The 16,117-nt window shown below is 65.3% G+C and carries 11 protein-coding genes; 9 read left to right on the top strand and 2 right to left on the bottom strand.

Going from position 1 to position 16,117, the window contains the following annotated elements; translation table 11 throughout:
- The first annotated feature begins 173 nt into the window (after positions 1-173).
- The 4 genes from icmF (at position 174) to CGK74_RS16685 (ending at position 7,300) form a co-directional block, all read left to right on the top strand.
- Positions 174-3,440 carry a fused isobutyryl-CoA mutase/GTPase IcmF gene (gene icmF / locus CGK74_RS16700; protein WP_094269537.1) on the top strand — a complete coding sequence of 1,089 codons (3,267 nt, stop codon included), beginning with the start codon at positions 174-176 and terminating at the stop codon, positions 3,438-3,440.
- Positions 3,441-3,648: 208 nt separating this feature from the next.
- Positions 3,649-5,283, top strand: a complete 1,635-nt coding sequence (locus tag CGK74_RS16695; protein ID WP_094269536.1) for a methyl-accepting chemotaxis protein — start codon at positions 3,649-3,651, stop codon at positions 5,281-5,283.
- Positions 5,284-5,463: 180 nt separating this feature from the next.
- Complete coding sequence (locus CGK74_RS19420; RefSeq protein ID WP_094269535.1) at positions 5,464-6,837, top strand: methyl-accepting chemotaxis protein; 1,374 nt, start codon at positions 5,464-5,466, stop codon at positions 6,835-6,837.
- A 61-nt stretch (positions 6,838-6,898) separates the two neighbouring features.
- The gene (locus CGK74_RS16685; protein ID WP_094269561.1) at positions 6,899-7,300 is read left to right on the top strand and encodes a DUF2721 domain-containing protein; all 402 of its coding nucleotides are present in this window, start codon (positions 6,899-6,901) and stop codon (positions 7,298-7,300) included.
- A 19-nt stretch (positions 7,301-7,319) separates the two neighbouring features.
- Here CGK74_RS16685 and CGK74_RS16680 read toward each other — a convergent pair whose 3' ends face one another.
- On the bottom strand, positions 7,320-8,444 hold the full coding sequence (locus CGK74_RS16680) for a peptidoglycan -binding protein (RefSeq protein ID WP_094269534.1): 1,125 nt from the start codon (positions 8,442-8,444) through the stop codon (positions 7,320-7,322).
- Positions 8,445-8,447: 3 nt separating this feature from the next.
- A complete protein-coding gene (locus tag CGK74_RS16675) occupies positions 8,448-9,515 on the bottom strand; it encodes an FUSC family protein (RefSeq protein ID WP_094269533.1) in 1,068 nt (355 codons plus the stop codon).
- A 262-nt stretch (positions 9,516-9,777) separates the two neighbouring features.
- On the opposite strand from CGK74_RS16675, the gene CGK74_RS16670 reads away from it, so the two are divergent.
- The 5 genes from CGK74_RS16670 (at position 9,778) to CGK74_RS16650 (ending at position 16,050) form a co-directional block, all read left to right on the top strand.
- Positions 9,778-11,757 carry an AMP-dependent synthetase/ligase gene (locus CGK74_RS16670; protein ID WP_094269532.1) on the top strand — a complete coding sequence of 660 codons (1,980 nt, stop codon included), beginning with the start codon at positions 9,778-9,780 and terminating at the stop codon, positions 11,755-11,757.
- Positions 11,758-11,768: 11 nt separating this feature from the next.
- Positions 11,769-12,593: an ABC transporter ATP-binding protein gene (locus tag CGK74_RS16665; RefSeq protein WP_420823184.1), complete on the top strand. Its 825-nt coding sequence runs from the start codon at positions 11,769-11,771 to the stop codon at positions 12,591-12,593.
- A gap of 12 nt (positions 12,594-12,605) precedes the next feature.
- A complete protein-coding gene (locus CGK74_RS16660; RefSeq protein ID WP_094269531.1) occupies positions 12,606-13,535 on the top strand; it encodes a branched-chain amino acid ABC transporter permease in 930 nt (309 codons plus the stop codon).
- Positions 13,536-13,565: 30 nt separating this feature from the next.
- Entirely contained in the window at positions 13,566-14,630 is a 1,065-nt protein-coding gene (locus CGK74_RS16655) for a branched-chain amino acid ABC transporter permease (protein ID WP_094269530.1), read from the top strand.
- A gap of 103 nt (positions 14,631-14,733) precedes the next feature.
- Entirely contained in the window at positions 14,734-16,050 is a 1,317-nt protein-coding gene (locus CGK74_RS16650) for an ABC transporter substrate-binding protein (protein ID WP_094269529.1), read from the top strand.
- Positions 16,051-16,117: the final 67 nt, after the last annotated feature.

Here is a 16,117-nt window from a genome sequence, read left to right as displayed (position 1 = left end):
TGTTCGGGAGCATGGTGTCGGAGGGGACGGGTAGGCGCCGTGCTGCATCGAAGATTGGCGGATTTTGCATGATTGCCGTCGGCAAGCGCAATGGCAAAGGCGCCGGGCGCCTTCTACCATTCAGGCCATAACAGCAGCACCACCATCATCAACACGTCCGGGGGAAGACCGACATGACCGACCTGAGCGTTGCGCACAAGCTGCAGCCCTACAAGCCGAAGAACAAGGTGCGTTTCGTTACCGCCGCGGCGCTGTTCGACGGCCACGATGCCTCGATCAACATCATGCGCCGCATCCTGCAGTCGACCGGCTCCGAGGTCATCCACCTCGGCCACAACCGTTCGGTGGGCGAGATCGTCAATGCCGCGCTGCAGGAAGACGTGCAGGGCATCGCCATCACGAGTTACCAGGGTGGCCACGTCGAGTTCTTCAAGTACATGATCGATCTGCTCAAGGCCAACGGCGGCGAGCACATCAAGGTCTTCGGCGGCGGCGGCGGCGTGATCGTGCCGGCCGAGATCAAGGAGTTGCACGAGTACGGTGTCACCCACATCTTCTCGCCCGAAGACGGCGCCAAGATGGGCCTGCAGGGCATGATCAACAGCGTGGTCGAGCGCTGCGACACCGACATCACCAAGGCTGCGCCGCAGAAGGCCGACGCGGTGCTGAAGGCGCTGGCCGCCGGCGATCGCCGTGCGCTGTCGCGCATCATCACCGCGCTCGAGAACGGCGGCTACGGCGACGACGTCAAGAAGGCGCTGATCGACGCCGCGGCCAAGACCAAGGTGCCGACGCTGGGCATCACCGGCACCGGCGGCGCGGGCAAGTCCTCGCTGACCGACGAGTTGGTGCGCCGCTTCCGTCTCGACCAGGACGACAAGCTCAAGCTCGCCATCGTGTCGATCGACCCCTCGCGCAAGCGCACCGGCGGCGCGCTGCTGGGCGACCGCATCCGCATGAACGCGATCGAGCACGACAACATCTACATGCGCTCGCTCGCCACCCGCGACACCGGCTCGGAAGTATCCGCCGCGCTGCCCGAAGTCATCGCCGCATGCAAGCTGGCGGGCTTCGACCTGGTGGTGGTCGAGACCTCGGGCATCGGCCAGGGCAACGCCGCGATCGTGCCCTTCGTCGATCTGTCGCTGTACGTCATGACCCCCGAGTTCGGCGCCGCCAGCCAGCTCGAGAAGATCGACATGCTCGACTTCGCGGACTTCGTGGCCATCAACAAGTTCGACCGCAAGGGCGCGCAGGACGCGCTGCGCGACGTCGCCAAGCAGTACCAGCGCAACCGCGAGCTGTTCAGTCAGCGCCCGGATGAGATGCCGGTGTTCGGCACCATGGCGGCGCGCTTCAACGACGACGGCGTCACCGCGCTGTACCAGGCCATGCTGCCGGCGCTGGTGGGCAAGGGACTCAAGGTTGCCAAGAGCAAGCTGCCCGCGGTGAGCGTGAAGGCCTCCTCCGAAGGCCGCGCCATCGTCCCGGCCGACCGTACCCGCTACCTGGCCGAGATCGCCGACACCGTCCGCGGCTACCACAAGCACGTCGAGCAGCAAGCCCGCGTGGCGCGCGAGCGCCAGTCGCTGAAGATCGCCAAGTGCCTGTTCGAGCAGTGCGGAAAGGATGCCGGTTCGTTCGACGAGCTGATCAACTGGAAGGACGGCGAACTCACCCCGCAGGCCAAGAAGCTGCTCGAGCAGTGGCCGACCGAGAAGGCGCTGTACGCCGCCGACGAATACGTGGTGAAGATCCGCGACAAGGAGATCCGCACCCAGCTCACCCACACCTCGCTGGCCGGCAGCAAGATCCGCAAGGTGGCGCTGCCAAGCTTCGAGGACGAGGGCGAGACGCTCAAGTTCCTGATGAAGGAAAACGTCCCCGGCTCCTTCCCCTACACCGCCGGCGTGTTCGCGTTCAAGCGCGAAGGCGAGGACCCGACCCGCATGTTCGCGGGCGAGGGCGACGCCTTCCGCACCAACCGCCGCTTCAAGAAGGTGTCCGAGGGCATGCCGGCGCACCGCCTGTCGACCGCCTTCGACTCGGTCACCCTGTACGGCTGCGACCCCGACCTGCGTCCGGACATCTACGGCAAGATCGGTAACTCCGGCGTGTCGATCGCCACGCTGGATGACATGAAGGTGCTCTACGACGGCTTCGACCTGTGCGCGCCGACCACCTCGGTGTCGATGACGATCAACGGCCCGGCGCCGATCATCCTGGCCTTCTTCTTCAACACCGCGCTCGACCAGCAGATCGCCAAGTTCAAGGCCGACAACGGCCGCGACCCGACCGAAGACGAGTACGCCAAGATCAAGGCCTGGACGCTGTCGACCGTGCGCGGCACGGTGCAGGCCGACATCCTGAAGGAAGACCAGGGCCAGAACACCTGCATCTTCAGCACCGAGTTCGCGCTGAAGATGATGGGCGACATCCAGGAGTACTTCGTCCATAACAAGGTGCAGAACTTCTATTCGGTGTCGATCTCCGGCTACCACATCGCCGAGGCCGGCGCGAACCCGATCAGCCAGCTCGCCTTCACGCTGTCGAACGGCTTCACCTACGTCGAGTCGTACCTCGCGCGCGGCATGCACATCGACGACTTCGCGCCCAACCTGTCCTTCTTCTTCAGTAACGGCATGGACCCGGAATACTCGGTGATCGGCCGCGTCGCCCGCCGCATCTGGGCGGTGGCGATGAAGAACAAGTACGGTGCCAATGAGCGCAGCCAGAAGCTGAAGTACCACGTGCAGACCTCGGGCCGCTCGCTGCACGCCCAGGAGATGGACTTCAACGACATCCGCACCACGCTGCAGGCGCTGATCGCGATCTACGACAACTGCAACTCGCTGCACACCAACGCCTACGACGAGGCGATCACCACGCCGACCGAAGAGTCCGTGCGCCGTGCGATGGCGATCCAGCTCATCATCAACCGCGAGTGGGGCCTGGCCAAGAACGAGAACCCGAACCAGGGCGCCTTCATCATCGAGGAACTCACCGACCTCGTCGAAGAAGCGGTGCTCAAGGAGTTCGAGGCCATCGCGTCGCGTGGCGGCGTGCTCGGCGCGATGGAAACCGGCTACCAGCGCGGCAAGATCCAGGAGGAGTCGCTCTACTACGAGCACAAGAAGCACGACGGCTCCTACCCGATCATCGGCGTGAATACCTTCCTCAACCCGAAGGGCCAGGCCCAGCAGGAGATCGAGCTGGCCCGTTCCACCGAGGAAGAAAAGCAGTCGCAGCTCAAGCGCCTGGCCGACTTCCATGCCCGCAACAAGGCCGAGGCGCCCAAATGGCAGGCCAAGCTGCAGCAGGCCGTCATCGACAACGCCAACGTGTTCGAGGTGCTGGTCGACGCCGTGCGCTACTGCTCGCTCGGCCAGATCACCGACGCACTCTACAAGGTCGGCGGTCAGTACCGCCGCAGCATGTAACGGACAGTCTCTCCCGACTTCCCCTCTCCCTAATGGGACACGGCGCTTCGGCGCCGTTTTTTTTTGCCTGCGCGTGGCATGGTGCGCTTGGCGTTTCCTTGATATGGCACAAAATTAAAAAATATATGTGCGTGTCCGCATCAAGGATGCTCCCGGGTTACGAGGATGCACCGTATGTGAAGGATGCAAGTGCCTGAGGGAGGGAAAAATGCGCATCAACCAACCTGTTAGCTCGGACGAAACCATCGTCCCCGACGGGGAGTTCATCTATAGCCGGACGGACCGGACCGGGCGGATCGAGGCGGCAAACGACCTGTTCGTCGCGCTGTCCGGGTTCGACCGCAGCGAGCTGGTCGGGCAGCCGCACAACATCGTCCGCCACCCCGACATGCCGCCCGAGGCCTTTGGCGACTTGTGGCGGGCACTGAAGGCTGGCAGGCCGTGGAGCGGCTACGTCAAGAACCGACGCAGGGACGGTGGGTATTACTGGGTGCACGCCTTCGCTTCGCCGGTGCGGGAGAACGGCGAGGTGGTCGGGTACGAATCGGTTCGTCGCCGACCGGAGCGTGCCGTGATCGAACGTGTCGATGCGGCCTACCGCCGCATGCGCGCGAGTCCAGGCAAGTTTGATGTTCGTGATGGCCGCGTGATCCGTGCGGGAGTGCTTGGGCGCTTGACGAACTGGTCGCTGGTGGCGTGCTTCGGTTGGGGGCTTGGCGTTATGGCCGCGGCCGTCGCCGTTCTGGCTGTAGCGGCGTTGGGTGGCGCTGCGCTGCCCAACGCCTGGCTGTGGGGCGCGTTGATACTGGCCCTGCTTGCTGGCGGGTGGTTGCAGTTCGGGGTGGTGCGTGGCATTTCCGCAGACCTGTCGCGCCTGCGTGAGACGATGTCCGCGACCCAGCGCGATGGCGACCTGCGGCGTGTCGCATGCCTCGCGGGGGGCGGGGAACTGCAGGCCATTGGCGACGCCTACAACGCCATGATGGCCAACCTGCAGGCGATCATGATCAATGTGCGCGAAGCGGCAGCTCGGATCGTGGCGCAGTCGGACGCGTTGCAGCAATCGAGTGGCCATGTCTCCGACAGCGCGGCGGGGACAAGCGATTCGGCTTCCAATACCGCGGCGGCCGTCGAGCAGGTGACGGTGGCGGTCGGTGAGGTGGCCGAGAATGCCGTCGCGTCGGCCGAGGCCGCGCGAGTGACGCGACGCATGGCGGCCGAAGGCATGGAGCAGGCGGGGCATGCCGCGAACGAGATCGGACAACTGGCGCAGGCCGTAACTGAAACGACGGCCACCATGGACAAGCTCCGTCTGTCGTCGGAGCAGATCGGCAAGATTGCCTCCGTGATCAAGGAGATCGCCGACCAGACCAACCTGCTCGCCCTGAACGCCGCCATCGAAGCCGCACGGGCTGGTGAACAGGGGCGCGGCTTCGCGGTGGTGGCCGACGAAGTGCGCAAGCTGGCCGAGCGCACCACCAGCGCAACGGTGGAGATCGGCGCCATCATCGCGTCGTTGCACTCTGAAACCCGCGCGGCGGTCCGCAGTGCCGAGTCAGGGAGCACTCGCGTCGAGCTCAGCGTCGGCCTGATCCAGGAAACGCTGTCTGCGCTGACGGCCATTCGCGAGTCTGCCGAGAACAGCCTGCGCCTGAGCGATGGCATAGAGCTGGCGACGCGGGAACAGTCGACAGCTGCCGCGGCGATCGCCGGCAGCGTCGAGGACATCGCCCGGCGGGCCGAGGATTCCGCGATGGCAGTGACCGGGATTGCGGAGACGTCGCGCGGGCTGGCGGAGGTGTCCAAGGCCTTAGATGCAGCTCTGGCGCGGGTAAAAGTCTGAAGCTGCCTGCGACCTCGGTGTCGGACTGCCGCACCGCTTAAATAAGTGACGAAATCAACAAAAAAACTAAGATATTTATTCTCGCGTTGATCGTGATGATTTAATGTGGATTGACTGAATGCCAGAGCAAGTCCCCCGGCACTTCACGCCGCTCAACATCACACGATAGGGTTCGACATCATGGGTTTTCTCGCCCGTTTCAAATCAGGCGCCAATACGTCGCTGACGGCTGGAGAAGGTGGGGCGTCGGGCAGGCAGGCTGCATGCGACAAGGCCCTGATGCTGTACAAGGCGATTGACCGCTCGGCGGGGATCATCGAGTTTTCGCCGCAGGGTGTCGTGCTGTCGGCGAACGACAACTTCTGCCGCGTTGTGGGGTACGCACAGGGCGATATTGTCGGCAAGCACCATCGCATGTTCTGCGACGAAGCCTATGCAAGCAGCCGCGAGTACGCGCAATTCTGGCAGAAGCTCGCTGCCGGGCAGTTCGTCTCCGGTCGCTTCAAGCGTTACAGGCGGACGGGCGAGGAGGTGTGGCTCTCCGCTTCGTACAATCCCCTCATCGACGATGCCGGCAGGGTGGTGTCCGTGATCAAGATCGCCCAGGACGTCACCGCGCGCGTGAAGGAAGACATGCTCGCCAAGGCGACCCTGACTGCGGCGAGCGAGTCGATGGGCATCATCGAGTTCACGCCCGACGGGACAGTTCTTTCGGCGAACGCCAACTTCCTGCGATTGATGGAAGTCCGGGCCGACAAGGCGGTCGGCCAGCACCACCGCGTGTTCTGCGATCCCGAGTATGCGCGTACTGCCGAGTATGCGGACTTCTGGGCGCGCCTCGGACGCGGCGAGCACATCGGCGGCACGTTCGAGCGCAGGACGGGCACGGGACGTCCGATCTGGCTCGAGGCGACCTACAACCCGGTGCTGGGTGAGGACGGCAAGGTCGAACGCGTGGTCAAGCTGGCGCGGGACGTGTCGGCCCAGCAAAGGGGGCTGATCGAGGACGAGCGCATCGCTGCCGAATCCATCCAGCTCGCGCAGCGCTCGCGCGAGGGGGCGACCTCGGCGCAGGACACGGCGCGCGACACCGAATCGAAGATGACCCAACTCGCCGGGGCAGTGGAGCACTCCACTACCGAAGCCGAGCGGCTCGGCGAGATCTCGGTGCGCATTGGCGACATCAGCACCGCCATCAGCGAGATCGCTAAGCAGACCAACCTTCTCGCGCTGAACGCCGCGATCGAGGCGGCGCGCGCCGGCGAGTCGGGGCGTGGATTCGCCGTGGTGGCGGACGAGGTGCGCAAGCTGGCCGAGCGTACCGCCACTCAGGCCGGCCAGATCGGCGACATGATCAAGGCGGCGCAGACGACCGCACAGGAGTCGCGCGAGGGATTGGCCGAGTGCCTGGCTCTGGCGACCGCGTCAAGAGAGAGCTCGGCCAAGGCAACCGAGTCGATCGAATCGATCAAGCTGATCGCCGACGAACTGGCGACCAAGATGCAGCAGTTGTCCGCCGTCCATCGGGTGGTCTCGGGGCAGGCCAAGGTCTAGTTCGGGCGCAGGGCCCTATGGCGGAACGGGTAAGTCGGGCTCGGGTTACACTCGCCGCATGATGAATCTGACGACGCCCGCACTGCTGTTCCCGGCCATCTCGCTGCTGCTGCTCGCCTATACCAACCGTTTCCTGACGCTGGCGCAGGTGATCCGCCAGCTGAATGCGTCGACCGACCGTGGTGCCGACCTGGTGCAGCGCCAGTTGCCGGGCCTGAAGCGACGTATCGCGCTGACGCAGTACATGCAGGGCTTCGGTGTGCTCAGCTTCCTGCTGTGCGCGCTGTCGATGTTCGCCTTGTTCCTCGAGGCCCAGGCGGCCGGCAAGCTGCTGTTCGGCGCCAGCATCCTCACCCTGGCGCTGTCGCTGGTGCTGTCGCTGGTCGAGGTGCTGATCTCGACCGAGGCGCTATCGGTGGTGGTGCAGGACCTCGAGGATGCCCGCCGCCCGCCGCAGGCCTGAGCGGCGCGGCGGCAGCGCCTCAGCGGCTCGTCAGTTTCAGTTCGATGCGGCGGTTGCGGGCGTAGGCATCCTCGGCGTTGCGCGAATCCAGTGGGTGGAACTCGCCATAGCCTGTCGCGGCAAGGCGTTGCGGCGGGATGCCCTGGCTGCGCAGGAACTTGACGATGGCCAGTGCGCGCGCGGTGGAGAGTTCCCAGTTCGACGGGAAGCGGGCGGTGGCGATCGGCCGGCGGTCGGTGTGGCCGTCGACCTGCAGCACCCACGGCAGGTCGGCCGGGATCTCGGCCGACAGCGTCTTCAGCGTCTCGGCCAGCCGCGTGAGCTGGATCATGCCCTCCGGGCTGACCTCGTCGGACGCGGTCGGGAACAGCACCTCGCTGGAGAACACGAAGCGGTCGCCGACGATCTGGACGTCCTTGCGGTTGCCGAGCACGGCCTGCAGGCGGCCGAAGAACTCCGAGCGGTAGCGCGCCAGTTCCTTCACCCGGGCGGCCAGCGCCAGGTTGAGCTCGCGCCCCAGCTCCTCGATCTTCAGGTCCTTGTCGCGGGCTGCGGCCTCGGCGACCGCCAGCGCGGCGTTGAGCTGCTCGAGCTGCGTTCGCACCGCGGCCAGCTGGCGGTTGAGCAGTTCGACCTGCGCGAGGGCCTGCTCGGACATGGCCGTCTGCTCCTTGAGGCCACGTTCCGAGGTGTCGAGGGCGCTGGCGAGGCGCGCGACCTCGGCCTCGAGTTCGCTCTTGAGACGCGCCAGTGCCGCGATGTCGGCGGACAGGCGGGCGGCTTCCTCGCGCTGCGCCTTGGCCTCGTCCTGCGCGGCGTGGAGTTCGCCGCGGGCCGAGAGGAGCTCGGTCGACAGCGCCTCGCGTTCGCGCTCTGAACTCGCTAGCGAGGCGCTGAGCTCACCGATGCGCGCGTCGGCCGTCTCGCGGGCGGACTGTTCCAGGCTGAGCGTCTTCGCCAGGGCCGCGAGTTCGGCGTTGAGCTGCGCCAGCGCGCGGTCGCGTCCGCTCACCGCGTCGGCGAGCACGAACTGGCCGATGACGAAGATCAGGATCACGAACACCATCACCATCAGCAGTGAGGCAAGGGCGTCTACGAAGCCGGGCCAGAAGTCCAGCGCCCGGCGGCGGGACAGGCGGGCCATCGCTTACTCCGTCTTCTGGCCGCCCAGCGCGGCGGCGATGGTGCGCGACAGCAGGCGTAGTTCGGCGCGCAGGTCCTCGGAGAACTGCGCCCCCTGTGCCGGCTGCTGGGCGAGCTGGCGAATCAGGCCGCGCAGGTCTTCCTGCGAGGTCGATAGCGCGGACAGGTCGCGCGACTCGCGGCCGATGAGTTCGGACAGACGCCCGATCTGGGTGTTGAGCTCGGCGAGGTGTTCGGCGGTGGTGCGGCGCTCGCGCTCGGATTCGGCCGCGGAGCGCTGCATGCGGTCGAGCCCCTCGGCGGTCTGCTCGAGCAGGGCCTGCACGTAGGCGGGCACGCTGGCCTCGCCCTCGACGCCGGCGCCGGAAGGCAGGCGGGTGATGTGCGACAGCCATTCCTCGAGCTCGTTGTAGAAGCGGTTCTGCGCGTGGCCCGACTGCAGGTCGAGGAAACCGACGATCAGCGAGCCGGCGAGGCCGAACAGCGAAGTCGAGAAGCTGGTCGCCATGCCGCCGAGCGGTTCGTCGAGCTTGGTCTTCAGCGCCTCGAACATCGCCACCGGGTCGGTGCCGACGCTCATGTTGCCGATGATCTCGCCGATGGAGCGGATCGTGACCAGCAGTCCCCAGAAAGTGCCGAGCAGCCCGAGGAAGATCAGCAGGCCGATCAGGTAGCGTGACAGGTCACGCTGTTCCTCCAGGCGGATCTGCACGCTGTCGAGCAGGGTGCGCATCGAGGCCGGCGACAGGTGGAACTGACCTCGCTTGCGGCTCGACAGCAGCCTTGCCATCGGCGCCAGAAGCGTGGGCTGCAGCGTTTCGGCGGCGGCATCCGGATGCTGCTGGAAAGCCTCGATCCACAGCACCTCGCGCTGCAGGCGCCAGACCTGGCGCAGGTTCACCGCGATGCCGATCGCCAGCACGAACACGATCAGGCCATTGAAGGCGGCATTGGCCAGGAAGGCGTGCTTGAGCTGTGGCACCAGCACTGCGGCGAGCACCGCGACCAGGGCCAGGAAGACGCCCATCCAGGTGGTGACATGGACCGGTTTGGTGAAGACCTTGTGTTCCATCGGCGACCTCTTGCGCAGGGTTCGGCGTGACCCGCAGTCTAGCGCGATTCGAGCGCCGGACGCCTTCGCCCGGCGCTGCGCCGGGTCGGCCCGGCAATTGCAACAATTCAGTACATTCCACAAACAGTTGCGCAAACATGCCTTGCGAGACTGCAGCCTGAATCGACACGGGCAGCACGCCGTGTCGCGTCCGGCCCCGCAGAACAAGCCGAGGGGGACCGGGTGAGGAGACAGGCAGCACGACACCGGAGGAGAAAGGGGCATGTCCGACAACCAAGGGCGGAATGCAGGGCAGGAAGGGGGGCTGGATACCTTTCCGCGTTACCTGATGCACCATGCGCAGGTGCGGCCGCAGCGGCCCGCCATGCGCGAGAAGAAATACGGCATCTGGCAGACCTATAGCTGGGCGCAGGTGGCCGAGAACGTGCGGGCGATCGCCTGCGGGCTGGCGCAACTGGGCTTCAAGCGCGGCGACCGCATCGCCATCGTCGGCGACAACCGGCCGCGGCTGTATTGGTCGGTGGCCGCCTGCCAGTGCCTCGGCGGCATTCCGGTGATGATGTACCAGGACGCCGTGGCCCAGGAAATGGTCTACGTGCTGCAGGACGCCGAGATCAAGTTCGCCATCGTCGAGGACCAGGAGCAGGTGGACAAGCTGCTCGAGATCGCCGGCGAGGCGCCGTTGCTCGAGCATGTGATCTACGACGACGCCCGCGGCATGCGCCACTACACCCAGACCCTGCTGATGGGGCTGGACGAGTTGCAGGAGATGGGGCGCATCCACGACCGCAACCAGCCGGACTTTCTCGACGGCGAGATCGCCAAGGGTTCGCCCGACGACATCTCGGTGATGCTGTACACCTCGGGTACCACCGGCAAGCCCAAGGGCGTGTGCCAGACGCACGAGGCCTTCATCTCGGCGGCGCGCGGTGGCATGCAGTTCGACAGGCTCACCGACCAGGAGGACATCCTCTCGTACCTGCCGATGGCCTGGGTGGGCGACCACCTGTTCTCCTTCGCCCAGGCGACCGTGGCCGGTTTCACCATCAACTGCCCGGAATCCGGCGAAACGGTGATGACCGACCTGCGCGAGATCGGCCCCACCTACTACTTCGCCCCGCCGCGCGTGTTCGAGAACCTGCTGACCCAGGTCATGATCCGCATGGAGGACGCCGGCAGCCTCAAGCGCAAGGTCTTCCATCACTTCATGGACGTCGCCCGACGCTGCGGCGCCGACATCCTCGACGGCAAGCCGGTGTCGGGTGGCGACCGCTTCCAGTACTGGCTGGGCAACCTGCTGGTATATGGCCCGCTCAAGAACGTGCTCGGCATGAGCCGCATCCGCGTGGCCTACACCGCCGGCGCGGCGATCGGGCCGGACCTGTTCCGCTTCTACCGCTCGATCGGCATCAACCTCAAGCAGCTCTATGGCCAGACCGAAACCTGCGCCTACGTGTGCCTGCAGCCCGATGGCCAGATCAAGCTGGATTCGGTGGGCAAGCCCGCGCCCTTCGTCGAGGTCAAGCTCGCCGACAACGGCGAGATCCTGGTCAAGGGGCCGATGCTGCTGAAGGCCTACTACAAGCGCCCGGATGCCACCGCCGAGTCGATCAACGCCGAGGGCTACTTCATGACCGGCGACGCGGGCTACTTCGACGAGGACGGCCACCTGAAGATCATCGACCGCGCCAAGGACGTCGGCAAGATGTCGAACGGCTCGATGTTCGCGCCCAACTACATCGAGAACAAGCTCAAGTTCTTCCAGCACATCAAGGAAGCGGTGACCTTCGGCAACGGCAAGGACTTCGTCACCGCCTTCATCAACATCGACCTCGAGGCGGTGGGCAACTGGGCGGAGAAGAAGGGCATGGCCTACTCCGGCTATGCCGATCTGGCCCAGCAGTCGGCGGTGTATGAGCTCATCCGTGACTGCGTCGAGAAGGTCAATGCCGACCTCGCGACCGATCCGAAGATGAGCGGTGCGCAGATCAAGCGCTTCCTGGTGCTGCACAAGGAACTCGATGCCGACGACGGCGAGCTGACCCGCACGCGCAAGGTGCGTCGCAACTTCATCGCCGAGAAGTACGGCGCGCTGATCGACGCGATGTTCGAGGGCAGGAAGAGCCAGTTCATCGAGACCCAGGTCAAGTACGAGGACGGCCGCACCGGCAAGGTCTCCGCCGACCTGCGCATCGAGGAAGTGAAGACCTTTGCGCCGGAGGCCGGCCAGCGCGCGGCCTGAGGAAACGAGGAATGAACATGACCGACATGAATTCCGCCGCGGCCGCCACGCCTTCGGGACGCCGCCAGGGCGAGGTGATCCTCGACCTGCAGAACATCTCACTGCGCTTCGGCGGCGTGAAGGCGCTGACCGACATCAGCTTCAACATCCGAGAGCACGAGATCCGCTCGATCATCGGCCCCAACGGCGCCGGCAAGAGCTCGATGCTGAACGTGATCAATGGCGTCTACCACCCGCAGGAAGGCCGAATCCTCTATCGCGGCGAGGAGCGCAGGCGGCTCGAGCCCTACATGGCGGCGCGGCAGGGCATCGCCCGCACCTTCCAGAACATCGCGCTGTTCAAGGGCATGAGCGTGCTGGACAACATCATGACCGGCCGCAACCTGAAGATGAAATCCAACATCTTCCAGCAGGCCCTGTACTGGGGCGCGGCGCAGCAGGAAGAGATCGCGCACCGCGAGAAGGTGGAGGAAGTGATCGATTTCCTCGAGATCCAGAACGTGCGCAAGACCCCCGTCGGCCAGTTGCCCTACGGCCTGCAGAAGCGCGTCGAACTCGGGCGCGCGCTGGCGGCCGAGCCCTCGCTGCTGCTGCTGGACGAGCCGATGGCGGGCATGAACGTGGAGGAAAAGCAGGACATGTGCCGCTTCATCCTCGATGTGAATGACCAGTTCGGCACCACGATCGTGCTGATCGAGCACGACATGGGCGTGGTGATGGACATCTCCGATCGCGTCGTGGTGCTCGACTACGGCAAGAAGATCGGCGACGGCGCGCCTGACGAGGTGCGCAACAACGAAGACGTCATCAGTGCCTATCTCGGCACGTCGCACTGAGCGGGGAACACCATGGGATTCTTTCTTGAAACATTGTTCGGCGGCTTGATGGCCGGCATGTTGTACTCGTTGATCGCACTGGGCTTCGTGCTGATCTACAAGGCCTCGGGCGTGTTCAACTTTGCCCAGGGCGCGATGGTGCTGTTCGCGGCGCTGGCGATGTCGCGCTTCGCGGAGTGGATTCCGCAGTGGCTGGGCTTCGAAAGCCTGCTGCTCGCCAATCTGCTCGCCTTCATCGCGGCGATGGCGCTGATGGTGGTGCTGGCGTGGGCGATCGAACGCCTGTGCCTGTCGAAGCTGGTCAACCAGGAAGGCATCACCTTGCTGATGGCCACCCTCGGCATCGCCTACTTCCTCGACGGCTTCGGCCAGACGCTCTTCGGCAGCGACATCTACAACATCAACGTCGGCATGCCCAAGGATCCGGCCTTCATCCTCGAGGGCATGTTCGAGGGCGGTGTCATGATCAGCAAGGAGGATCTGGTGGCCGCGGTGATCGCCGCGCTGCTGGTGGTCGTGCTAGCGCTGTTCTTCCAGAAGACCAAGACCGGCCGCGCCCTGCGTGCGGTGGCGGACGACCACCAGGCGGCCCAGTCGATCGGCATCCCGCTCAACAAGATCTGGGTCATCGTGTGGTCGGTGGCGGGCTTTGCCGCGCTGGTCGCCGGCATCATCTGGGGCTCCAAGCTCGGCGTGCAATTCACGCTGTCGCTGGTGGCGCTCAAGGCCCTGCCGGTGGTGATCCTCGGCGGCCTGACCTCGGTGCCGGGCGCCATCATCGGTGGCCTCATCATCGGCGTCGGCGAGAAGCTCTCGGAGATCTACATCGGGCCGATGCTGGGTGGCGGCATCGAAATCTGGTTCGCCTACGTGCTCGCGCTCGGTTTCCTGCTGGTCCGTCCGCAGGGGCTGTTCGGCGAGAAGATCATCGATCGCGTCTGACGCGGCTACCGACTCCGGGAGAACATCCGAATGCTGTACAGAGAAAATGGCCAGTTCAAGACGAGCTACGCGGCCGATCAACAAATCTTCCCGATCTTCCAGGAGCGCTGGGCGATGGCCCTGCTGCTGCTGGTCGCCTTCGTGGTGCTGCCGCTGGTCGGCTCGGAATACTGGTTCCGCGCCATCCTGATTCCCTTCCTGATCCTGTCGCTGGCGGCGCTGGGTCTGAACATCCTGGTCGGCTACTGCGGCCAGATCTCGCTCGGCACCGGTGCCTTCATGGCGGTGGGCGCATATGCCGCCTACAACTTCATGGTCCGCATCGACGGCATGCCGCTGATCGTGGCGATGCTGCTCGGCGGCCTGTCGGCGACCGTGATCGGCGTGCTGTTCGGCATTCCGTCGCTGCGCATCAAGGGCCTGTACCTTGCGGTGGCGACGCTGGCGGCGCAGTTCTTCACCGACTGGGCCTTCCTGCGCATCGGCTGGTTCACCAACAACTCGTCGTCCGGTTCGGTCAGCATGGCCCGCCTCGATGTGTTCGGACTGCCGATCGAGTCGCCGGTCACCAAGTACCTGTTCGTGCTGACGGTGGTGTGCGTGTTCGCGCTGATGGCCAAGAACCTCGTGCGCAGCGCCGTCGGCCGGCAGTGGATGGCGATCCGCGACATGGACGTGGCCGCGGCGGTGATCGGCATCCGCCCGATGTACGCCAAGCTGAGTGCATTCGCGGTGAGCTCCTTCATCGTCGGCGTGGCCGGCGTGCTGTGGGCATTCATCCACCTCGGCGCCTGGGAGCCGGCGGCGTTCTCGATCGACCGTTCTTTCCAGTTGCTGTTCATGGTGATCATCGGCGGGCTGGGCTCGATCTCGGGCGCCTTCCTGGGCGCGGCCTTCATCGTGCTGCTGCCGCTTGCGCTCGATCAGGTGCCGCATCTGCTCGGCATCCCGCTCTCCACGGCGACGATCACGCACCTGGTGCACATGATCTTCGGCGCCCTGATCGTCTTCTTCCTGATCGTCGAGCCGCACGGCCTGGCGAAGCTGTGGAGCGTGGGCAAGCAGAAGCTGCGGCTGTGGCCCTTCCCCCATTGATCAGCAGATGCCCGGGCAAAGGGGGCCGGGCAAACGGTAGTCACAGGGATGCACCAACCGGCATGGACAACATGCCAACGACACAATGAGAGGAGACCTTCCAATGAAATTCAAGTCTTTCGCGCTTGCCGCAACGCTCGCCGCCATCGGTGCCACCAGCGTGGCCACCCCGGCCGTCGCCCAGGAACAGTTCATTCCACTGCTGTCGTATCGCACCGGCGCCTATGCGCCGAACGGCATTCCCTGGGCCAACGGCAAGCAGGACTACGTGAAGTACATCAATGCCAACGGTGGCATCAACGGCGTGAAAATCGCGTTCGAAGAGTGCGAGACGGGCTACGCGACCGACAAGGGCGTTGAGTGCTACGAGCGCCTGAAGGGCAAGGGCGCGGCGGTCTTCGACCCGCAGGCCACCGGCATCACCTTCGCGCTGACCGACAAGGCGCCGGTCGACAAGATCCCGCTGATCACCCTGGGCTATGGCCTCGCCGCTTCGCAGGACGGTGGCGTGTTCAAGTGGAACTTCCCGCTGATGGGCAGCTACTGGACCGCGGCCGACATCCTGGTCCAGCACCTCGGCACCAAGGAAGGCGGTCTCGACAAGCTCAAGGGCAAGAAGATCGCGCTGGTCTACCACGACTCGCCGTTCGGCAAGGAGCCGATTCCGGCGCTGAAGAAGCGTGCCGAGATGCACGGCTTCGATCTGCAGCTGCTGCCGGTGACCGCGCCGGGCGTGGAGCAGAAGGCGACCTGGCTGCAGGTGCGTCGCGACCGTCCCGACTACGTGCTGCTGTGGGGCTGGGGTGTGATGAACTCCACCGCGCTGAAGGAGGCGATCGCGACCGGCTTCCCGCGCGAGAAGCTGTTCGGCGTGTGGTGGGCGGGTGCCGAGCCTGACGTGAAGGACGTGGGCGCCAATGCCAAGGGCTACAGCGCGCTGGCACTGAACCCGAACGGAACCGAGTACCCCCTGATCCAGGACATCCTGAAGAAGGTGCACGACGCCAACCAGGGCTCGGGTCCGCGTGACGAAGTCGGCTCGGTGCTCTACACCCGCGGTATGCTGATCTCGATGCTCAGCGTCGAAGCCATCCGCACGGCCCAGGAGAAGTTCGGCAAGGGCAAGGTGATGACGGGCGAGCAAGTCCGCTGGGGCTTCGAGAACCTCAACATCGACGACAAGCGCCTCGAGGAACTGGGCGTAAAGGGTGTCATCCGCCCGATCAAGACCACGTGCGAAGACCACATGGGCTCGTCGTGGGCGCGTATCCACACCTGGGACGGCAGCAAGTGGGTGATGGGCGCCGACTGGTACCAGGCGGACAAGAGCGTGCTCGACCCGATGGTCAAGGAAGCGGCCGACCGTTACGCCGCCGAGAAGCAGATCAAGCGTCGCGACGCGAGCGACTGCAACGCCTGAGCTGTCTCCAGCATCCCGGCCGCCTCGCCCGAGGCGGGTGGCCGGGCAGCCTGAACCGATCCGGACC

The organism is Thauera propionica (assembly GCF_002245655.1).
GTDB classification, from domain to species: domain Bacteria; phylum Pseudomonadota; class Gammaproteobacteria; order Burkholderiales; family Rhodocyclaceae; genus Thauera; species Thauera propionica.
Note: the sequence above shows the minus strand (reverse complement) of the source record. Positions and strands in the feature narration are given on the sequence as shown.

Bases quoted from the DNA above. Each gene is read 5' to 3' on its own strand.
- CGK74_RS16675 (WP_094269533.1), bottom strand. From the start codon at position 9,515: ATGGAACACAAGGTCTTCACCAAACCGGTCCATGTCACCACCTGGATG.
- CGK74_RS16650 (WP_094269529.1), top strand. From the start codon at position 14,734: ATGAAATTCAAGTCTTTCGCGCTTGCCGCAACGCTCGCCGCCATCGGT.
- CGK74_RS16665 (WP_420823184.1), top strand. From the start codon at position 11,769: ATGAACATGACCGACATGAATTCCGCCGCGGCCGCCACGCCTTCGGGA.
- CGK74_RS16670 (WP_094269532.1), top strand. From the start codon at position 9,778: ATGTCCGACAACCAAGGGCGGAATGCAGGGCAGGAAGGGGGGCTGGAT.
- CGK74_RS16655 (WP_094269530.1), top strand. From the start codon at position 13,566: ATGCTGTACAGAGAAAATGGCCAGTTCAAGACGAGCTACGCGGCCGAT.
- CGK74_RS16660 (WP_094269531.1), top strand. From the start codon at position 12,606: ATGGGATTCTTTCTTGAAACATTGTTCGGCGGCTTGATGGCCGGCATG.
- CGK74_RS16680 (WP_094269534.1), bottom strand. From the start codon at position 8,444: ATGGCCCGCCTGTCCCGCCGCCGGGCGCTGGACTTCTGGCCCGGCTTC.
- icmF (WP_094269537.1), top strand. From the start codon at position 174: ATGACCGACCTGAGCGTTGCGCACAAGCTGCAGCCCTACAAGCCGAAG.
- CGK74_RS16685 (WP_094269561.1), top strand. From the start codon at position 6,899: ATGAATCTGACGACGCCCGCACTGCTGTTCCCGGCCATCTCGCTGCTG.
- CGK74_RS16695 (WP_094269536.1), top strand. From the start codon at position 3,649: ATGCGCATCAACCAACCTGTTAGCTCGGACGAAACCATCGTCCCCGAC.
- CGK74_RS19420 (WP_094269535.1), top strand. From the start codon at position 5,464: ATGGGTTTTCTCGCCCGTTTCAAATCAGGCGCCAATACGTCGCTGACG.